This window comes from Anabaena sp. CCY 9402-a (assembly GCF_963920945.1).
GTDB classification, from domain to species: domain Bacteria; phylum Cyanobacteriota; class Cyanobacteriia; order Cyanobacteriales; family Nostocaceae; genus Trichormus; species Trichormus minutissimus.
Genome location: NZ_CAWUDL010000073.1, coordinates 1 through 18,481 on the forward strand (window position 1 = coordinate 1; position 18,481 = coordinate 18,481).

Annotated in this window: 19 protein-coding genes and 1 pseudogene; 10 read left to right on the forward strand and 10 right to left on the reverse strand. The window is 41.0% G+C overall.

Translation table 11 applies throughout. From position 1 onward, the window contains the following. Positions 1-56: 56 nt before the first annotated feature. The 4 genes and pseudogenes from ACM0OR_RS22210 to ACM0OR_RS22225 form a co-directional block, all read left to right on the forward strand. Positions 57-239: pseudogene (locus tag ACM0OR_RS22210) on the forward strand (SemiSWEET family transporter); the annotation flags it as partial. 21 nt (positions 240-260) lie between these two features. Further along, a complete protein-coding gene (locus ACM0OR_RS22215) occupies positions 261-1,898 on the forward strand; it encodes a B12-binding domain-containing radical SAM protein (protein WP_414578791.1) in 1,638 nt (545 codons plus the stop codon). Between the two features lie 11 nt (positions 1,899-1,909). Then, positions 1,910-2,098, forward strand: coding sequence for a CPXCG motif-containing cysteine-rich protein (locus ACM0OR_RS22220; protein ID WP_010994967.1), 189 nt, complete (start codon positions 1,910-1,912; stop codon positions 2,096-2,098). 19 nt (positions 2,099-2,117) lie between these two features. After that, positions 2,118-2,567, forward strand: coding sequence for an SRPBCC family protein (locus ACM0OR_RS22225; RefSeq protein ID WP_414578792.1), 450 nt, complete (start codon positions 2,118-2,120; stop codon positions 2,565-2,567). A 149-nt stretch (positions 2,568-2,716) separates the two neighbouring features. Here the strand turns inward: ACM0OR_RS22225 and ACM0OR_RS22230 are convergent, their stop codons facing one another. The 5 genes from ACM0OR_RS22230 to ACM0OR_RS22250 form a co-directional block, all read right to left on the reverse strand. Next, positions 2,717-3,859, reverse strand: coding sequence for an amidoligase family protein (locus ACM0OR_RS22230; RefSeq protein WP_414578793.1), 1,143 nt, complete (start codon positions 3,857-3,859; stop codon positions 2,717-2,719). Between the two features lie 65 nt (positions 3,860-3,924). Continuing rightward, positions 3,925-4,491 (reverse strand): hypothetical protein, encoded by a 567-nt coding sequence (locus tag ACM0OR_RS22235; RefSeq protein WP_414578794.1) that lies wholly within the window; start codon positions 4,489-4,491, stop codon positions 3,925-3,927. A 339-nt stretch (positions 4,492-4,830) separates the two neighbouring features. Beyond that, the gene (locus tag ACM0OR_RS22240; RefSeq protein WP_414578795.1) at positions 4,831-5,523 is read right to left on the reverse strand and encodes a DUF2834 domain-containing protein; all 693 of its coding nucleotides are present in this window, start codon (positions 5,521-5,523) and stop codon (positions 4,831-4,833) included. Between the two features lie 12 nt (positions 5,524-5,535). Further along, a complete protein-coding gene (gene hrcA / locus ACM0OR_RS22245) occupies positions 5,536-6,633 on the reverse strand; it encodes a heat-inducible transcriptional repressor HrcA (protein WP_190699279.1) in 1,098 nt (365 codons plus the stop codon). A gap of 383 nt (positions 6,634-7,016) precedes the next feature. Next, a complete protein-coding gene (locus ACM0OR_RS22250) occupies positions 7,017-7,376 on the reverse strand; it encodes a rhodanese-like domain-containing protein (protein WP_323268033.1) in 360 nt (119 codons plus the stop codon). 224 nt (positions 7,377-7,600) lie between these two features. Here ACM0OR_RS22250 and ACM0OR_RS22255 point away from each other — a divergent pair, with 224 nt between their 5' ends. Next, complete coding sequence (locus tag ACM0OR_RS22255; protein ID WP_414578796.1) at positions 7,601-9,265, forward strand: DUF3352 domain-containing protein; 1,665 nt, start codon at positions 7,601-7,603, stop codon at positions 9,263-9,265. Between the two features lie 187 nt (positions 9,266-9,452). Then, a complete protein-coding gene (locus ACM0OR_RS22260) occupies positions 9,453-9,944 on the forward strand; it encodes a hypothetical protein (protein WP_414578797.1) in 492 nt (163 codons plus the stop codon). 29 nt (positions 9,945-9,973) lie between these two features. Here ACM0OR_RS22260 and ACM0OR_RS22265 read toward each other — a convergent pair whose 3' ends face one another. From ACM0OR_RS22265 to ACM0OR_RS22280, 4 genes are all read right to left on the reverse strand, one after another. Further along, positions 9,974-10,579, reverse strand: a complete 606-nt coding sequence (locus tag ACM0OR_RS22265) for a Uma2 family endonuclease (RefSeq protein WP_414578798.1) — start codon at positions 10,577-10,579, stop codon at positions 9,974-9,976. Between the two features lie 88 nt (positions 10,580-10,667). Then, on the reverse strand, positions 10,668-11,021 hold the full coding sequence (locus ACM0OR_RS22270) for a DUF86 domain-containing protein (protein WP_323268037.1): 354 nt from the start codon (positions 11,019-11,021) through the stop codon (positions 10,668-10,670). Next, entirely contained in the window at positions 11,011-11,301 is a 291-nt protein-coding gene (locus ACM0OR_RS22275; RefSeq protein ID WP_414578799.1) for a nucleotidyltransferase family protein, read from the reverse strand. The genes ACM0OR_RS22270 and ACM0OR_RS22275 overlap by 11 nt, the downstream gene beginning before the upstream one ends. Before the next feature lie 50 nt (positions 11,302-11,351). Then, complete coding sequence (locus tag ACM0OR_RS22280; RefSeq protein ID WP_414578800.1) at positions 11,352-12,110, reverse strand: YebC/PmpR family DNA-binding transcriptional regulator; 759 nt, start codon at positions 12,108-12,110, stop codon at positions 11,352-11,354. Positions 12,111-12,342: 232 nt separating this feature from the next. Here ACM0OR_RS22280 and ACM0OR_RS22285 point away from each other — a divergent pair, with 232 nt between their 5' ends. Beyond that, the gene (locus tag ACM0OR_RS22285; protein WP_414578801.1) at positions 12,343-13,686 is read left to right on the forward strand and encodes an ABC transporter substrate-binding protein; all 1,344 of its coding nucleotides are present in this window, start codon (positions 12,343-12,345) and stop codon (positions 13,684-13,686) included. A 165-nt stretch (positions 13,687-13,851) separates the two neighbouring features. Beyond that, positions 13,852-14,697: a polysaccharide deacetylase family protein gene (locus ACM0OR_RS22290; RefSeq protein WP_414578802.1), complete on the forward strand. Its 846-nt coding sequence runs from the start codon at positions 13,852-13,854 to the stop codon at positions 14,695-14,697. A gap of 249 nt (positions 14,698-14,946) precedes the next feature. On the opposite strand, the gene ACM0OR_RS22295 is transcribed toward ACM0OR_RS22290, so the two are convergent. After that, positions 14,947-15,798 carry a TetR/AcrR family transcriptional regulator gene (locus ACM0OR_RS22295; RefSeq protein WP_414578811.1) on the reverse strand — a complete coding sequence of 284 codons (852 nt, stop codon included), beginning with the start codon at positions 15,796-15,798 and terminating at the stop codon, positions 14,947-14,949. A gap of 156 nt (positions 15,799-15,954) precedes the next feature. Between ACM0OR_RS22295 and ACM0OR_RS22300 the strand changes: the two genes are divergently transcribed. Together ACM0OR_RS22300 and devC are read left to right on the forward strand one after the other, a co-directional pair. Further along, entirely contained in the window at positions 15,955-17,262 is a 1,308-nt protein-coding gene (locus ACM0OR_RS22300; protein ID WP_414578803.1) for an ABC exporter membrane fusion protein, read from the forward strand. Further along, positions 17,259-18,437, forward strand: coding sequence for an ABC transporter permease DevC (gene devC, locus ACM0OR_RS22305; RefSeq protein WP_414578804.1), 1,179 nt, complete (start codon positions 17,259-17,261; stop codon positions 18,435-18,437). The genes ACM0OR_RS22300 and devC overlap by 4 nt, the downstream gene beginning before the upstream one ends. The last annotated feature ends 44 nt before the right edge of the window (positions 18,438-18,481 follow it).

An 18,481-nucleotide genomic window follows, 5' to 3' on the forward strand; every position in this document is an offset into this window, starting at 1 on the left:
TCAATCAGACTCCCTTTTTTTCTTGAACATGACCGATTTAGTCTAAACTCCAGTTTCAAACATGGCGCACAAAATCAGCTAAAGATGTTTCTTACGTGATGCTGATTACATTCATGAGTGGTCTTTTTTTGTGGTTAATGTATGGCATTTATCTCCAAGCTTGGCCGATTATTTTTGCTAATGGGACAACTTTAGCTTTAAACTTTGTAATTCTATGGCTTAAAATTAAATATAGATAGATATGCCTTTATTAAAAACCTGTGACATCTTCTTTATTTACTGCTGAACGCCTGTTATTTACCCCTGCTACGCCAGAAACCAACGCTATACCACTGATATTCGCTTTCCCTAATGAGTATACAGTCGGTATCACTAGTTTAGGCTATCAGGTAGTCTGGGCAACTTTGGCAATGCGTAGTGATGTGCAGGTAAGTCGTTTATTTACTGATACTTCCGAACCACTTCCAAGACAGCCAGAAATTCTAGGATTTTCAATTTCTTGGGAATTGGATTATGTGAATATTTTAAATCTTTTGGAATCTCTAGAAATTCCCATTAGAGCAATTAATCGTGATGATTCTCACCCCATTGTTTTTGGTGGTGGGACAGTTCTTACAGCTAACCCCGAACCTTTTGCTGATTTTTTTGATGTCATTTTATTAGGGGATGGGGAAGATTTACTGGGTAATTTGATTGAAGCTTACAAAGAAGTGAGAAATGCTTCTAGACAAACTCAACTGCTATCACTTGCACAAATACCTGGAATTTATGTTCCTAGTTTGTATGCAGTGGAATATCACGCAGTAGATGGGGGAATTAGTTCTATTAAACCAATTTCTTCTGATATTCCCGCAGTGGTGCAGAAGCAAACTTATCGGGGAAACACCCTCTCAGCCTCAACTGTGGTGACTGAAAAGGCGGCTTGGGAAAATATTTATATGGTGGAAGTGGTGCGGAGTTGTCCAGAAATGTGCCGCTTTTGTTTAGCTAGTTATCTGACTTTACCTTTTAGAACAGCGAGTCTGGAAGGTTCGTTAATTCCCGCCATTGAGAAAGGTTTACAAGTAACAAATCGCTTGGGTTTATTGGGTGCATCTGTAACGCAACATCCAGAATTTGAGACTTTATTGGATTATATTAGTCAGCCAAAATATGATGATGTACGGTTGAGTATTGCTTCAGTGCGGACTAATACAGTGACGGAACAGTTAGCCAAAACTTTAGCGAAACGAGACACGCGATCGCTTACCATAGCTGTAGAGAGTGGTTCGGCAAAAGTACGCCAAATCATCAATAAAAAGCTACATAACGATGAAATTATCCAAGCGGCTATCAACGCTAAAGCTGGTGGGTTGAAAAGCTTAAAACTCTATGGAATGGTAGGTATTCCGGGAGAAGAACCGGAAGATTTAGACGCAACGGTAGGGATGATGCGGAGTATTAAAAAAGCTGCGCCGGGACTACGCCTTACTTTTGGTTGCAGTACCTTTGTCCCCAAATCCCATACACCATTTCAATGGTTTGGGGTGAATCGTCAGGCTGAAAAGCGGTTGCAGTCGTTGCAAAAACAACTTAAACCCCAAGGGATAGAGTTTCGCCCGGAAAGTTATAATTGGTCAATTATACAAGCTTTGATATCGAGAGGCGATCGCAGAATTTCCCAACTTCTTGAACTTACCCGCAACTTTGGCGACTCCCTCGGAAGCTACAAACGCGCTTTTAAACAACTCAAAGGACAAATTCCCGATTTAGATTTCTACGTCCACAGTCATTGGTCACATGAGCAGATATTGCCCTGGAGTCACTTGCAAGGGCCACTGCCACAGTCTACACTACTAAAGCATTTGGCTGAAGCTACTAGTCATTTCCCCAAGGAACTCCAGCCATTAAATTTATAGTTAACAAGTGAATGCAAAACACAGCTGAATTTTATTGTGCTTACTGCGGTGAACCAAACTTAACTTTTATTGACTTGAGTGCTGGGGGTCAGCAATCTTATATTGAAGATTGTCAAGTCTGCTGTCGTCCCAATATCTTATATGTCCGAGTGGATGAAGATACCCTAGACATTGAAATTGATACCGAGTATGAAGGCTAGATTTTAGGTTTTTCTTTCCATGCTGCACTTTCAACATTCATCAGTTATTAACGCGCCAGTGGAAGTAGTTTGGAAATTCCACGAACGAGCAGATATCTTACAACTACTGACTCCACCTTGGCAACCTGTACGAGTAATTCGCCGTGAGGGGGGACTAGAAATAGGCGCAGTTACAGAGTTTCGTCTATTTCTCGGACTTTTACCCTTAACTTGGTTAGCGCGTCACACTGAATGCGAAAAATACCATTTATTTACTGATGTACAAATATCGGGGCCTTTTGAGTCTTGGATACATCGCCATCAATTCGCAGCAGAAGGTGACAAAACCAAGCTGACTGATGATATTTCCTACATTATGCCTGGAGGCGATACAATAGAATTTGTTAGCGGTTGGTTAGTACAAGCGCAGTTAGAAGCGATGTTTCGCTATCGTCATTTTGTGACTAAGCGCGAGTGTGAATCAAGATAAGTAGTTGGGCGAAATTAGATTCATTGATAGAGATAGGGAAGAGGTGACAGGTGACAGGTGACAGGTGACAGGTGACAGAAAAAATTGTGTAATTAATTCTGTCTATGTACTTAGCTATTCACAGAGAGAACTAAAATCAGATACTTTCTTTACACCCCTACACCCTGTTCCAACAAGTCACTATCAACGCTAGCAGCGCGAGACAACCAAACTTGACGAAAATATTCTTTCATAGGTAGTTTTTGTAGAAACTTTTGCACAGATTCTAATTGCCATGCAAGGGGTGCAATTGGCTCTATTTTGGGTGCTGCTATGGCATAATTTAAGACTGCTTCCATCAACGCTGCCGCTTCAATTGCAGGTTGTGGATGTATCCATGTAGGGAAAATACGAGCTTCAAAAGTGTGTTTTTCAGGTATTTGATGAATGATATTTTTGAGATTAAAATCACAGTATTTTGTCAACTGTAATTTAACAAGATATTCTCTAGCATCAGACCAAGATAATTCACAAAAATCAGGTTCATTGATTAATATCAATAAATCTTCATCCCATGTTCCCAAGCGTCTACATTTGGGGTTAGTACCTACCAAAACTTTTAAATTTTCCCCATGTGTCCATAGAAGATTAACTAAGTTAGCAAAAACCCTGGTAGAACATAAAGGCGTAGCATCAAAGTGTAGATGAGTTGCACCCTCAGCCGGAATTGTAAACCCTAGAGAACGTGCTGATGTTAAGAGAATTTCTAGACGTTCGAGATGGTTGGTATCGATAGGTGGTGTAATTAGTTCACAAGGACGTTCTCGTTCTCCTGGTAGGGGTGCTGCGATCGCGATCGGATTGCCGATATGATCAGCAATACGTACCATTCCCCCTACTCCTGCTTCTAAATCAGTAGCAAATAAATTAGCAATTGGCTGGAGAACTTCATCCAAGGGTGCAGCCGCATCAGCATTACAGGTGATTAGTTGCAGCAGTCTGGTGTCATCGCTGACAATGCGATACCATCCTGGTTGCGGTGCTTGAGTTTTGTCTAAGTCGTCTTGCAGAGTTAAATCGTCTACACAGCGCGCTATCAAACATCCTTGCTGATCAATCACCTCAAACCCCAAGGTGAGATTATGGAATAAAGGAGTTCCCGGTACTTGACTCGGTTCAGACTGGGGATAAAAAATGCGACGCACTAAGCCATCATGTTGGTTAGCTATTAATTGCGCTAAATCTTTTCGGCTGAGTCCCTTGGGAGAAATTAACTCAATTTCAAAGCCAATTTTCCAGTTTAATTCAGACATAGTTTTCCATAAAATTAGGGTGCTTGCTGCACCCTGTCGTTATTTAAAAATACGAATAGAATAATTTATCTATTTTGAGAACGAGCCTGTTGTAAAGCTTGTTGAATTACTTCATCATTGCCTAAAATTAAATTGCGTTCGATGCGAAGTTTAGCATCTATAGGCGATCTATCACCCCAAAATTTCGCCAGTGTAGCCGCATCATTATAGTTATATGTTGAATCTCTATAGAATTTGTAGGGACTGGAATCACCGGAACGGGCTGGTTTGACGTATCGGAGTGCTTCCACCCTAGCATCTACAAGAAACTGTTCTAGAATAGAAACATTTTCTGGACCCCAGAGAATTTTTCTACCCATTCTAGCTTTTGCATCTGCTACATTCTCTCCCCAGAAATCTGCTAAAACACGGGCATCCCAATAGTCGTATTTGCTATTAAAAAAAGCTTGTAGTTCGTCATCTTTAACGTTTTTGGCTGCTGATTTTGTAGAGTGGTTCAGCAGTTGAGAATGAGATTGAGTTGATATAGAATTTATAGTTATCTCTTGAGCAACAACTGTATGAATAGCAGTGCTAAAAGAGCCTACTAATACACTTAATAATAATAAGAAAATCCGTAGATTATATTTCATTGTCATTACCTAGCAACATAAGTATTAATAACTATCGAATAGTAAAGATTCCATATACACAATAGCTGTAAGTAGTTTTGTAATTCTGGAATCTTACCTTTTGATGTTATTAATTTCTACCCTTTGCAGGTGAACTGTTCCTGAAAATTACAGAAATTGTAAGTTGTTTCGATATATCTTGGGAATAAATCAAACTATGTTAATTAATGTAGAGAAATAAAACAAGCTCGTAGTAAGGGCTTTAGCCCTTTCTCATGAGTGTAGTATCTCTGTAAGACAAGTTACTTGCTTGCGTCTGTTAGGGAAAGTAGACAGGACTAAAGTCCTTACTACAAACCTTTAATTCATCCTATTTAATGGCAGTTCAATTTGAGATTTTTCATGTGGGAGTATTACTGTTTCTTGGAGAGGGGGACGTACACATAAATAAATTAACGCACCAAATAGGGGAATCACCGCAAATAACCAGAATAACTGCTGATTTTGCCAACCACGACGCGCCATATCATCTCTTAGCAGTGCTGGAAATAATAGAGAAAGTAAGCAACAATCTAGACTCATGACATGAATGAAGCGGCTAGTTTGCCACTGTTGGATGAAGTTACTCCAATCGCCTGATCGTAAGCCATAGGTGACTAGAATCGCTGCTGCTAAGGCGAGAAATACACCAGTCACACGGGAATCTAGCAGCTTAATCAAGGCGTTCTTTTTGCCTGTAAATTGGGGATTGGGTTCTCGTAAAGCTAAATAAGGTAACACTGCAAATGCACCAACAGCAAAAGACGCAGTTGCAAACGGCCAAGCGGGTATTTTTTGCCCTCTACCGTCAGTAAATAACAACGCACTGTAAATCATCGGCCAAATGCCCATGAGGTTAAATAACACTATGACTAGGGAATTTATACCTTGCCACTGACCAGTAGACAAGTTTTTGATTAACTCAAAAGTATCGGGACGGTCTGGAGGCGCAAAGACAAAAGCATAAACGATGAGTCCTAGCCACAGCACCCCAAAAGCAATTTTTCTGACCATGATTTGTTGTGATTAACTGAAGGCTTCTGAGAGATAATCAGCAGCAGCCGTGACAACTGCGATCGCACTTTCGTAATCTAGGCGTGTTGGGCCTAAAACTCCTACGCTCCCTAATGGGACTGCACCCCGGCGATAGGTAGAAGAGATTAAGGTACAAGTGCGAATTGGTTCTAGAGGGTTTTCTGCGCCAATCCGCACCGTTACCTTTGATTTGGTGCTTTCTTCTCCCTCTGGTTCTTCAAAGATTAATCGCCACAGTTGTTCTTGTTCTTCTTCCAGCAGGTGGAGAATTGTTTGCACTTGCTGGAGTTCGGAAAATTCCGGCTGACGCAAAACTTCCGCCACACCCCGCACCATAATTTGAGTAGCAGTTGGTGCAAGAGTCCGCCGCGCTAATTCAGCGACGGAATCTTTTAAGAACTCTCCATAAAGTTGAAATTCCCGATCTAACTTACTCCAGTCTAAATTGCTGATTTCTAGTAGACTCTGCCCTCGCAAGTGGCTATTCAAGAAGTTAGAAACAATCTGCAACTCCCGATCAATTACTTCTGAGTCGGGTTTTGTTTCTGTTCTGGTTGGTGGTAAATCCATCAGCTTGGAATGGGTTTCATAACCATCTGTTACCAAAATCAGCATGATTCGTCCTGCTTCTATCTGCATTAATTGCAGATGTCGCACAACTACTGTGTGGGTTTGGGGCATGGTAATCAAGCTAATACACCCACTCAAGCTAGCTAAAATCTGTGCTGCTCCTTGTAAAAGTATTTCCATACTCCAGTCTTCCCACTGGAGACGCTGTTGTAAAGCTTGTTCTACATCTTTGGTTAAAGTATCCGTTCGCATCGTGTCCCGCAGAGAGGGTGTAATTAGCTGGTCAACATAGATGCGATAACCGGAGTCGGACGGTACTCTCCCCGCCGAGGTATGTGGTTGGTAAAGTAACCCCGATTTTTCTAGGACACCCATCACATTCCGAATGGTGGCTGAACTAACGCCCAGGTCATACTCATCGACCAAAGCTTTTGAACCCACAGGCTCTGCTGTAGCTATGTAATGACGTACCGTTGCCCAAAGTATATGCTGTTGTCGATTTGTCAACTGGACTTGCATAAGAGTATGTTTGACTGAGAGCAAATTTTATTCAAGCTTTAAAAAAGTTTTTGAATTTGAATACTAAAAATTTAAGATTGACTAATTAAATTAGCGAAATAAATATTTAATTCTATTTTAGTAGATAACGTGAAAGTATTCAGTTGCTATTGGTCTAGCACATTTTTATGTCGAAAACTTTTAATTCCAACTATTATTTATCTTTTTCAGTATTATTCTATAGATTCATCAAGTAAATTGTATTTTTAGATACGTATTTTTCCGGGTATGGGGCGATTTAATTCAAAATTCTTGCATCTTGCCCTCGAACGAAGTGAAGGGTCAAAATTAAAAAGCATTGAGGGACTACCTGCCTTGTCCCCAGTGCTTCCCTGCTCCCCTGCTCAATATTGGGGAATAGAACTGTCAACTAGGATTGAATAAGCATCAATCCCACCTGAGATATTTTTCACATTAGTAAAACCCTGAACAACTAACCACTGACACATTTGGGCGGAACGGATGCCATGATGACATAGCACTAAGGTTTCAGCATCAGGATTCAATATGGTGGGAATTTGATCTGACCACTGGGTAAATTCACTCAGTGGTAAGTTAACAAAACCGTCAATTTTTGCGAGTGCTAATTCTTGTGGTTCACGTACATCTACTAACTGAATACTTGCATCATTATTAGCAAGACGTTGTGCGAGTTCTTCTACACTAACTTGAGTAATGGGTTGACCCGAAATATTCCCTGTCATGTCGTTTTTGTAAACAATCCTATATTATTCATGTTGACAGAAAATGTGATGACTGGGGAGTAGGGAGTGATGAGTGCTGAGTGATGAGTAATGAGTCATGAGTAATGAGTGCTGAGTGATGAGTCATGAGTAATGAGTAATGAGTGCTGAGTAGCGAGATAAGGGGGGGAGTGACTCCATTACCCAATACTCCATGCCCAATTATGTAAACCTTTGTGCTAGATATGTCTACTGTAAATACACAACGTTCATTCTCTGGTTTTATCGTAGCTGGTGCGATCGCACTGGTGATTGTGGCGATCGCAGCTGGTTACTGGTTTTTTACCAAAAGTCCAGTGAGCCTGATTGCTTCTACTTCTCAATCTGGTGCGGCGATCTTCGTGTCTAAACTTGCACCTGTTACGGTGTCATTACTGGTAAATCCCGACCGATTGCAGGCTTTGGAAAGTGCGGGAGAAATATCTAAACTCAAAACCAGTTTATTGGCTCAGAGTGGTCTAGATTATCGGCAAGATATTCAACCCTGGCTAGGAAATGAAATTACACTGGCTGTCACCACCCTAGATATTGACCGCGATCCTGAAAATGGCAAGCAACCAGGGTATCTGATGGCTCTAGCTACGGAGAAGCCAGCAAAAAGTAGCGAGTTTATACAGTTGTTATTCTCCAAGCGGGTGTTAGCGGGAGCAAACCTCACAACGGAGGAATATAACGGTGCAAAGCTCATTTATGACGATGCACAACCAAAGCTAGAACCCTTAGCTAGTGCGGTGGTAGATCAGTTTGTTTTGTTTGCCAATGATGCTAGAGTGCTGCGGGATGCAATTAATAATGTCCAAGCACCTGATTTGAGTTTGACTAGTTCTCCCCAATACCAAAAAGCTATCGAACAACTGCCAAAAGGTGCTGTGGCGGTGACTTTCTTCAATCTTCCCACCTTGGCGCAATGGCAAGGGTTAGAACTACCAGAACCAATTTACGATAGTCAAATTACATCTCTGACATTAAACTCCAAAGGACTGTTAGCAGAAACTAGTTTTATCACTACGTCGGAAGTTAAACCTCCATCCTCTCCATTGTCTCAGCCTGTGGGTGCGTTGCAATACATTCCCTCATCGGCAGGCTTGGTAATTTCTGGCTCTCATTTAGATAATTTGGGTGACAGCAATTTAGCCAAACTCTGGACGCAAGCTAAAACAGCCATCTCTGGTTCAGGAACAGATGTGATTTCTCGGTTAGAGCAACCATTACTAGCCATCCAAAAAACCTGGGGTATTAATTTGACACAGGATGTATTTAGCTGGGTACAAGGGGAATATGCGCTAGGACTCATACCCCGTGCTGGCAAAACTGCTCCTGGCTGGATTTTTGTGGCGGAGAAACAAGACAGTTTTCCAGAAGGGATTGCGCGGTTAGATGCGATCGCCTCCTCTCAAGGACTCAACACTAATTCTCTGAGTTTGGATCAGCAAAAAGTTGTTGCTTGGACAGAATTAATTGCTGCTACTAAAAAATCTGATGCTCAAGATAGACCCGCATTCACCGTGGAAGCTAACGTTAAAGGCTTACATACAACCTTGGAAAATTATGAAATCTTTACCTCTGACTTAGAAACCATGAATGAAGTTTTTACGAATAAAGATAATTCTTTCATGAAAAACCGTAATTTCCAAAATAGTGTTGCGGCGATTCCTGAACCAAACCAAGGTTACGTGTATCTTGACTGGAATAAAAGTCACGATTTCTTAGAGCGGCAGTTACCTATTCTTAAGCTCTTGGAAGTCCTTGGTAAACCATTTTTTGACCAAATGCGATCGCTCACCTTCAGCAGTTATGGTAGTGACGCAGGAACGCTCAAAGGTGCAGCTTTTCTAGAACTTCATTCCTAGTAAGTTTATACTTAGATGAAGAAGATAAACAATTAATTCTGGAGCATGATTTAATTTTACAATTCTGTCAAAAATAACAATTGTGGCACATAGAAATGTGTCACATTTTTATGCTATTTAACCGAAATTTTTTAATTAGAATATGTATATATCTTTATTCTTATAAAAGCATATTTGGCAGGTTAATATGAAAAATTATCGCCCTTGGCTGAATTTTCGTGGCGGGTGGCTTATGGCTTTGTCTGCTGCTCTGATTGCTTCCCCTGCCATTGCAGAAATGCCAAATTTCGGTAAATTCAACTTATTACCAGGGTTTGAAGCTGCAAAGGCAAAATTTACTGGTTTTACTGGCGGTTCTTTCTCTTTGTCAACGATCAGTAACCGCGATCGCGATAGAAATATCTGTATTGGTTTTGCTGATCCTAAACCAGATCACATCATGGTTCTAGAAAAAGATTTTTCCCGTTTGAAAGTCCTGGTCAACAGTAGAGGTAACGATACTACTTTATTAATTAAGGGGCCAGACGATAAGACTATTCGTTGTGGTGATGATACTGGTAAGAGTAAGGATGCTAGTATCGACGATGAGCAATGGAAAACTGGAGTTTATAAGATTTGGGTTGGTGCATTCAAACCTGGAGTTAAGTACGATTACACTTTGACTGTGCAGGAAAAATAGGTGTTTAGGGAGTTGTGTAACGATTGTGTTTAACGAGGTAGGATTTCATCAAGTCGCAGTTGCAGATTTGGCAAGATACTAGAAGCGATCGCTTCACCCAGACGATACTGCTGCTGACTGTAATCATCACCACTCAACTGGCAAACTGTGAAAGTAGGCTGTTTGGGTCTACCAATGAAAGCAACTCCACCGAGTCCTCGATAGTCGGCAATCCAGTATTCAGGGATGCCTAAAAGGGCATATTCTTCGAGTTTACGGGCATAATCAGTTTCCCAGTTGCTGCTAACAACCTCAACCACTAGTTTAACCGAGCGACCGAGGGTAATGATAGGTTCTTGTTCCCAAAGGGGTTCGCTGGGGAGAACCGTTTCATCCAGGACAATAATATCTGGTCTACGGGCAGTCATACCATCAGCAAAGGGGCGAATCAGGCAAGTCCTAGGAATAAACCAAGGGAGTTGTGCGTTGGTAATGGCAATACCAATTTTGGTCGCTAGTTTACCGCTAACGGTTTCGTGGGGGCCTGTGGGTTCCATATCAACTAGTTCTCCGTCAGACAATTCGTAGCGGGGATTGTCGCGGTATTGAGCAAGAAAATCCTCGAAAGTGAGAAGCTTTGATGGTGCATGAGTCATCAGACTTTCTCCTAATTACATGGAAAAGTGGATTTTATAATTTCACTTTGACAGTGCAAGAAAAATAGGCGATTAGGGACTTGTTTAACTATTCTCCCAATCCTTCGTTCTCCAACACTTCTAATAGGTGTGGCACTAACGAAGGTAGATCCTCTTGAATCGTTGCCCAAACCCTACTCAAGTTCACTTGGAAATACTCGTGCGTGACAACATTTCGCATACCTGCCATTAAACGCCAAGGAATGAGAGGATACCGTAACTGGATTTCATGAGGTACACTCCTAATAGCTTCTCCAATCACTACGAAATCGTAGAGAACAGCTTTGACAAGCGTTTGATTTTTTTCAAATTCTTCAAAGCTTACATTACTTGTACATTGTTCAATTTCAGTAATAGATTCCACAATATCTTGAATGCGAAGTCGCCAATCTCTAGAAGGCACGAATGACATCCTTGAGTACAGGTTCTCGTAAATGTTCTCTCAAAGCATCCTGAGTTCCCAAATCTACAGAACACCCTAGAATATCTTCTAAATAATACTGCACTTGAAAAAGTTGAAACAATCCACCCGGTCGATGAAACTCCACTAAAAAGTCTACATCACTATCTGGACGAGCTTCATCCCGTGCCACTGAACCGAACAAATTAAGGGATTTTACTCCTAATTCATGTAACTTTTCTTGGTGTGCAGTTAGAATTGCCAGGACTTCATCCCGTTTCATGGTTTTTACCTCAACCAATTCCATAGTAAAAGTTTCAGCAATAGCGATTTCTAAGCCATACTTACAGCTAATAATTGCTCTGACATATCAAAGTTAGAGGTGACATTTTGGACATCATCAAGACTTTCTAGAGTATCAATTAACTTGAGGAGCGATCGCGCTTGGTCTGGTTCTGTCACTTCTATATTATTGCTGGGAATCCAACGCAATTCTACCTCAGTGACTGTCAAGCCTTGGTCTTTGAGGCTTTGGTTAAGGATTTCTAAATTGGCTATGGCGGTAAATACTTCGGCTGTGTCTTCTTCTGTCATTTCGTAAGATTCAGCACCACCTTCTAGAGATGCTTCTAACAACTGGTCTTCATCCACAACACCTGGGACTATACATACACCCTTTTGGTCAAACATCCAGCTTACACAGCCAGTTTCACCCAAGTTACCACCATTTTTACTAAAAGCTACCCGTAAATCAGCCGCCGTGCGATTGCGGTTATCGGTGAGGGCTTCGATTAAAATTGCTACACCACCGGGGCCATAACCTTCGTAGCGAATCTCTTCTAAGCTATGATTATCGCCGCTAAATGTACCTGCACCTTTAGCGATCGCTCTTTCAATATTGTCATTAGGAATACCTGCAATCTTAGCTTTATCAATAGCTGTACGTAGTTGAAAATTCCCTGCTGGGTCTGGGACACCGTTTCTCGCAGCCACGATAATTGCTCTGGATAACTGTGTAAAAGTTTTCCCTTTTTTAGCATCAACTACTGCCTTTTGGCGTTTAATATTTGCCCATTTACTATGACCTGCCATAAGCTGAAATTATTTCTGCACTCTCCAATAGACTAGGATATACATAGCTTCTGTCAAGATGCAAAAGCAAATATTGGGGATGAGGGATTTGTTAAGAAGATTAACCTTAAGGGTCTTGGCTTTGTCCCCATGTAGGGGTAGTCTTTTTGTAGAAAATTACAAAATTTAGGACTAATATCCAATTTCTACAAATAGAACCCGTTGAATATTACGAATTACGAATAAATCTCCTATGCGGTTTTTTTCCACCAGTCGCAAATCCAAAATAAGAAGAAGAAAGTTGCAATATTATTTTCGTCGTTTACTGCTGTTACTGCTAGTCGGGATACTAGCTGTAAGCGGATGTCAGGCTATGCGGTCTGGAGTGGAAGCCGGAAAAGTTACTCATATCACTTTTTGGCATGGGGTAAATCCGCCGGCTAACCGGGATGTATTGCAAAGGCTGGTAGATAAATTTAACCAAACTCACCCTAATATTCAGGTAGAGTCGCTGTATGTGGGACAGCAAGATCAGCAAATGCCAAAGATTTTGGCGGCTGTCGTCGGTAATGCACCACCTGATTTATTGTGGTTTAATCCCACTATCACAGGTCAATTAGTAGAACTAGGTGCATTGATTTCTGTGGATGAGATGCTGTCCAAATCACCAATCAAAGACGAAATTGACCCAACTCTATATTCATCAATGGAATACCAAGGCAAACTTTGGTCAGTTCCATTTGCTACGAATAATGTGGGCATTTTTTACCGACCGAGTTTATTTCAAGCCGCAGGTATCAAAGCAATACCCCGCACTTGGGAGGAGTTTCGCCAAGTTGCCAAGCAATTAACTCGTGATGTTGACGGTGATGGACAAGTAGACCAGTATGGAATGTTTCTGCCTTTGGGGAAGGGAGAATTTACAGTGTTTACTTGGCTACCATTTATGTGGAGTGGTGGCGGCGAATTGGTAAGTGGGGATGGACACAGTGCAGCAGGTGTGATGTTACCAGAAAATCAAAGCGCGATCGCAGCGTTGCAATTTTGGCGTAATCTAGTCGAAGATGGTTCGACAATGCTATCTGGCCCGGAACGGGGTTATGAGACAGATCCCCTACTGTCAGGAAAAGTCGCAATGCAAATCAATGGCCCTTGGAATTTAGGACAATTGCAGACAACTGACGTTGATTTTGGTGTGTTTCCGCTACCTGTGAATCAAAATCCAGCTACTAGTATTGGCGGCGAAAATCTCTTCTTTTTTAAGACAACACCAGAACGCCAAAAAGCTGCATTTAAGTTTGCTGAATATACGATGAGTGAAGATTTTCAAACAGAGATCGCATTGGCAGCAGGTTATTTACCTATTAATTTAAAGTCCCGTGAAAGTGCAGAATATCAAGAATTTGTGCAGAGATTGCCACAAGTTAAGGTATTTTTAGAACAGGCAAAATATGGGCGCAGTCGTCCTATTTTTCCTGGTTATAATCGCATCTCAGATAGCATAGGTAGAGCAGTTGAAGCTGTTGTACTGGGTCAAAGTTACCCTAAAGAAGCATTGCAAGCTAGTCAGCAACGTTTGGATTTAATTTTCAAGTGATTGTTAACTAAGTTTCAGAACCCCGACTTTTTTAAGAATTCGGGGTTCTTTTTTTACGAATGTTTTAAGATTGCTATATTCTGGATTGGGTACAAAAAAACTACCAAAATGACCGATAAACACGAACAAGCATCATTAAAAACTTCCAAACCCCAGAATTTTCCGTTGAGCTTAGGTCTAGTTTCTGTCATCTCATTAGCAGTGCTTAACTTAAATCACACTGAGCCGACAGTGCCTATTTTGGGATTTCATGGCCTTGTAGACATGAAAAATACTACCCTAGCTCTCAACACTAATGAAATGCAGTATTCTAAACAAGAGCTAGAGAAACTGTTAGACTATTTAGTTGTTAATGATTATTGGTTTTTATCAACTCAAGATTTATATGATTTTTTCTTAACTAAATCCCAAGAAATCCCAGCTAAAAATCGCCAACAAAAGCCCATCATGATTTCTTTTGATGATGGTTATAAATCAGTACATACAAAATTATTGCCTATCTTATCGAAGCTAGAAAAAAAATATAGTAAAAAAATAAAAGTTGTCTTATTTATCAATCCCGGCAATTTAGCTAAACCTGGAATTAATAGTAAAACTCACTTGGGATGTCAAGAGTTAAGAGCAGGGTTACAAAAGGGTTTTTATGATATTCAATCTCATGGGTTAAAGCATAAAGATTTAACTAAACTATCACGTCGAGAGTTACTTAGGGAACTTGTACAAGCTAGGACAATATTAAGGCAATGTACACAAAATTTAGACCCAGAACAAAAGGTAGCATCTCACTTTGCCTATCCCTATGGAGCTACTAATAAACAGGTAGCATTATATGTTTCTAGATATTATCTTACGGGATATTTATATAACAATGAAGTGTTAAATCACACTTGCATCAACAATTATTATCAAATTCCTCGTCTGATGGTTAATCGGCAAAAATCGCCTCAAGAACTTATACAAATGGCTGAAAAACAATATCCAATTAACAAGCAAAAGAGTGCTGAGTGCTGAGTGGGGAGTAGTAGGTCATCAAGTTTGAATTGAGGGATAAGCTTTTTTTGTAGTAAGGACTTTAGTCTTTAGAAAAATCAGGACTAAAGTCCTCTCTACGTTCCCTGCGGGACGCTACGCGAATACTACGAACCGTCAAAACTAACGTGTAAAATTTTCCATGTATATACATTTAATAAGGCATAGAAGGTATAGAAGGTATTTACTTTAAGTTTTACATTTTTCCATGTATATACATACATTCGGCAACTATAACCCTGAAATGTCTGGCTCATAATTCTCTACAAAGCCTTGACGAGCAAAAATTTCAATGGCTTCAGTACGAGTCAAGTTATGTTTAGCTGCTAGTTCTGCTAACTTTTCCCAAGCTGCATCTGTCAATCTAATAGACCTTAATTGCTTAGGCTCATTGCCATAGTCCATCTCAAACTTACCCGAAGCATTGCGTTTGCGTCTAGGTGATTTCTGCTTAGTCCCAGAATACTGATTAGTAGACGTACTATTTGAGAGATTTATCGTCATCAATTTGACTAGGTTGTCAATGAGGCGATCGCGCTCCATTGGTAGAATATCTTGACCATGCAGCATACTGTTAATAATCGTGAAATGTATCAATGTCCCCAGAAAAATACGTGCTGCTACTTGCGGGTCAGGTAATTGCAGTTCTGGATGATCAGTAAAATACTGACTTACCAAATCCAAGCCAGGCTTATCTATATTGCTGACAAAGACCCTTGCTAGAGAGGGAAACCGGCCAGACTCCCCAATAATCAATCTCACCAAGTTTAACAACTCTTGTTCTTGATGGACTTGAGCCAAAATATGGTTTGCTAGGCGGCGTAGAACTAGCTGTGGTTCTCCTTGTAAAAATTCTGGGTCTTGGACTGCAAGATATTTTTCCTTTGCAAGTCGTTCAATTAAAGCGGTAAACAATCCCTCTTTATCTTGAAAGTAACTGTAAACAGTGGTTTTAGAAACACCTGCGGCGGCTGTCACCCTATCCATTGATGTAGCAGCATAACCGTGTATCAAAAACTCTTGCATCGCACCAGCAAGGATAGCGTCTACTTTATCTTCTGTTTGTATCTTCTTTTTTCGCATCTTTTGGACATCGGGAGTGGAGAGTGAGGAACAAATACTGGCATCTAGTCTTTTATTTTCCCAGAAGACCCTTGACATTATTGTAATGGACAGTTTAGTTTAGTTTTAGGTAACTAAACTAAATAGTTTATTTAGCATACGAAAGAAAGAGGGCTTATGGTGCGCGACATAGCAGCTAAAAGTTCCGCATTTTTCAAACCTAGCTCTCGCCCATTCATCATACTGGCAGCAGCTACAGGTTTTGCGATCGCCGGACTTAATGGTTATAGATTTTGGCAGAGTCAAGCACAATCTTCTAGTGCTAGCGAAATTACCCAAGTCAGCCTACCGCCAGTCACAACGGTGACAGCTTTGGGTAGACTAGAGCCAAAAGGAACGGTAATTAAAGTTTCTGCACCCTCATCTAGTCAAGGGAGTCGGGTAGAGACACTATTAGTTAAAGAAGGGGACAGGGTAAAAGCTGGACAGGTAATTGCAATTTTAGATAATCGCGATCGCCTACAAGCAGCATATCAAGAAGCCCAAGCGGCGGTGAAAGTTGCCCAGATAAACTTAGAAAAAGTGCAGTTGGGGGCTAAAGATGGCGAAATAGTAGCCCAAAAAGCCGAAATCGCCCGCTTACAGGCACAGACAGTAGGAAGTGACAGAGAACAACAGCAAACAGTTGCTAGGTTAGAAGCCCAGTTGCAAGGTGAAACTACAGCCCAACAAGCCACCATTAAAAGATTAGCAGCAGAATTAAAAAACGCCCAAGTAGAATTTCAACGCTACCAGCAACTTTATACTGACGGGGCAATTTCCCAATCTGCATTTGACAGCAAAAGGTTAAGTGTAGATACCATTATCCAGCAGTGGAATGAAGCCAAAGCCAACCTGCAAAGAATTGATACCACTGGACGCAGGCAAATCAGCGAAGCCAAAACCGCCTTAGCTAGAATGAATGCCACTGGCGACCAGCAAGTGAGTGCAGCAGCAGCCACCTTAGACAAAATAGCTGAAGTGCGTCCCGTAGATATAGCCGCAGCTAAAGCCGAAGTTAACCGGGCGATCGCATCTGCTAAACAAGCTCAAGCAAATCTAGCCCAAACCTATGTTAAATCTCCCCAAGATGGTGTGATCTTTGACATTCATACCCGTGCAGGTGAAGTAGTATCTAACGACGGCATCGTAGAAATTGGGCAAACTAACCAAATGTATGCAGTAGTGCAAGTTTACCAAAGCGATGTTAACAAAGTCTTACCCGGACAACAGGTGCAGATATCAAGTAATTCTCTCCCAGGACAATTACAAGGAACAGTAGATTGGATTGGTTGGAAAGTTCAACGACAAAATATTATTAACACTGACCCCAGTGAAAATATTGATTCCAGAGTTGTAGAAGTTCATGTACAACTAGATGAAACTTCCAGCGATAAAGCTGCTAAATTTACCAATTTGCAAATCAAGGCGGTGATTCAACTGTGATGGGATTAATTCTAGAACTCCAACGGCGTACACCACTCGGATGGTTACAACTCAGCCATCACAAAAGTCGCTTACTTGTTGCATTAGCAGGTATTGCCTTTGCCGATGTCCTAATTTTTATGCAGCTTGGCTTTCAAAATGCCTTGTATGACAGCAATACCCGCCTTAATCGTACCTTCCTGGCAGACATTATATTAATCAGTCCCCAAAGCCGGAATATGCAAAATTTGGCGACCTTCTCCCGGCGACGACTCTTACAAGCTGCGGATGTACCGGGTGTAAAGTCAGCAGAAGCCCTGTATATCGGTTTAGTTACTTGGAAAAATCCCCAAACTCGCCAGAAAACTACAGTACAAGCCATTGGGTTTAATCCTGAGCAAGTAGCCCTGAATCTACCAGAAGTTAACAGTCAGCTAGATAAGATTAAACTACCAGAAACCTTTCTTTTTGACCGCGCCGCCAGAGGAGAATATGAACAAGTTTTTCAGCAAATTGATGCAGGTAAACTTGTCACCACAGAAGTAGATAAACGTACTATTAGCATTGGGGGCGTATTCCAGTTAGGAGCATCCTTCGGTGCTGATGGTACTTTAGTTTCCAGCGATGAAAACTTTTTGCGTTTATTCCCCAGAAGACAAGCAGGAAGTATTAGTTTAGGCTTAATTAATATTCAACCAGGATATGACACCCAGCAGGTAGCAACAGCTTTAAAAGCGTACTTAAAAAGTGAAGATGTCAAAGTATTAACCCGTGCAGAATATATCAAATTTGAAGAAGACTATTGGAAAAAAGAAAGCCCCATTGGGTTTATTTTTAGTTTAGGTGTATCAATGGGTTTCATGGTGGGTGTCATTATTGTCTATCAAGTCCTCTCAACAGATGTTAATGCCCACATGAAAGAATACGCTACCTTCAAAGCAATGGGCTATCCTAATTCTTATCTATTGGGTGTGATTTTTGAAGAGGCAATTATATTAGCAGCATTGGGTTTCATTCCCGGATTTATTGTTCCCTTGGGACTATATCAGTTGGCTGCAAAGGCGACAAATTTACCAATATATATGACCGCAGTGAGAGCCATAATAGTTTTCTTTTTAACAATAATTATGTGTGCTTTTTCAGGAGCGATCGCCACTCGGAGATTGCAAGCGGCTGACCCGGCGGATATGTTTTGAGGAAGGGGACAGGTGACAGGTGACAGGTGACAGGGTAGAGAAGC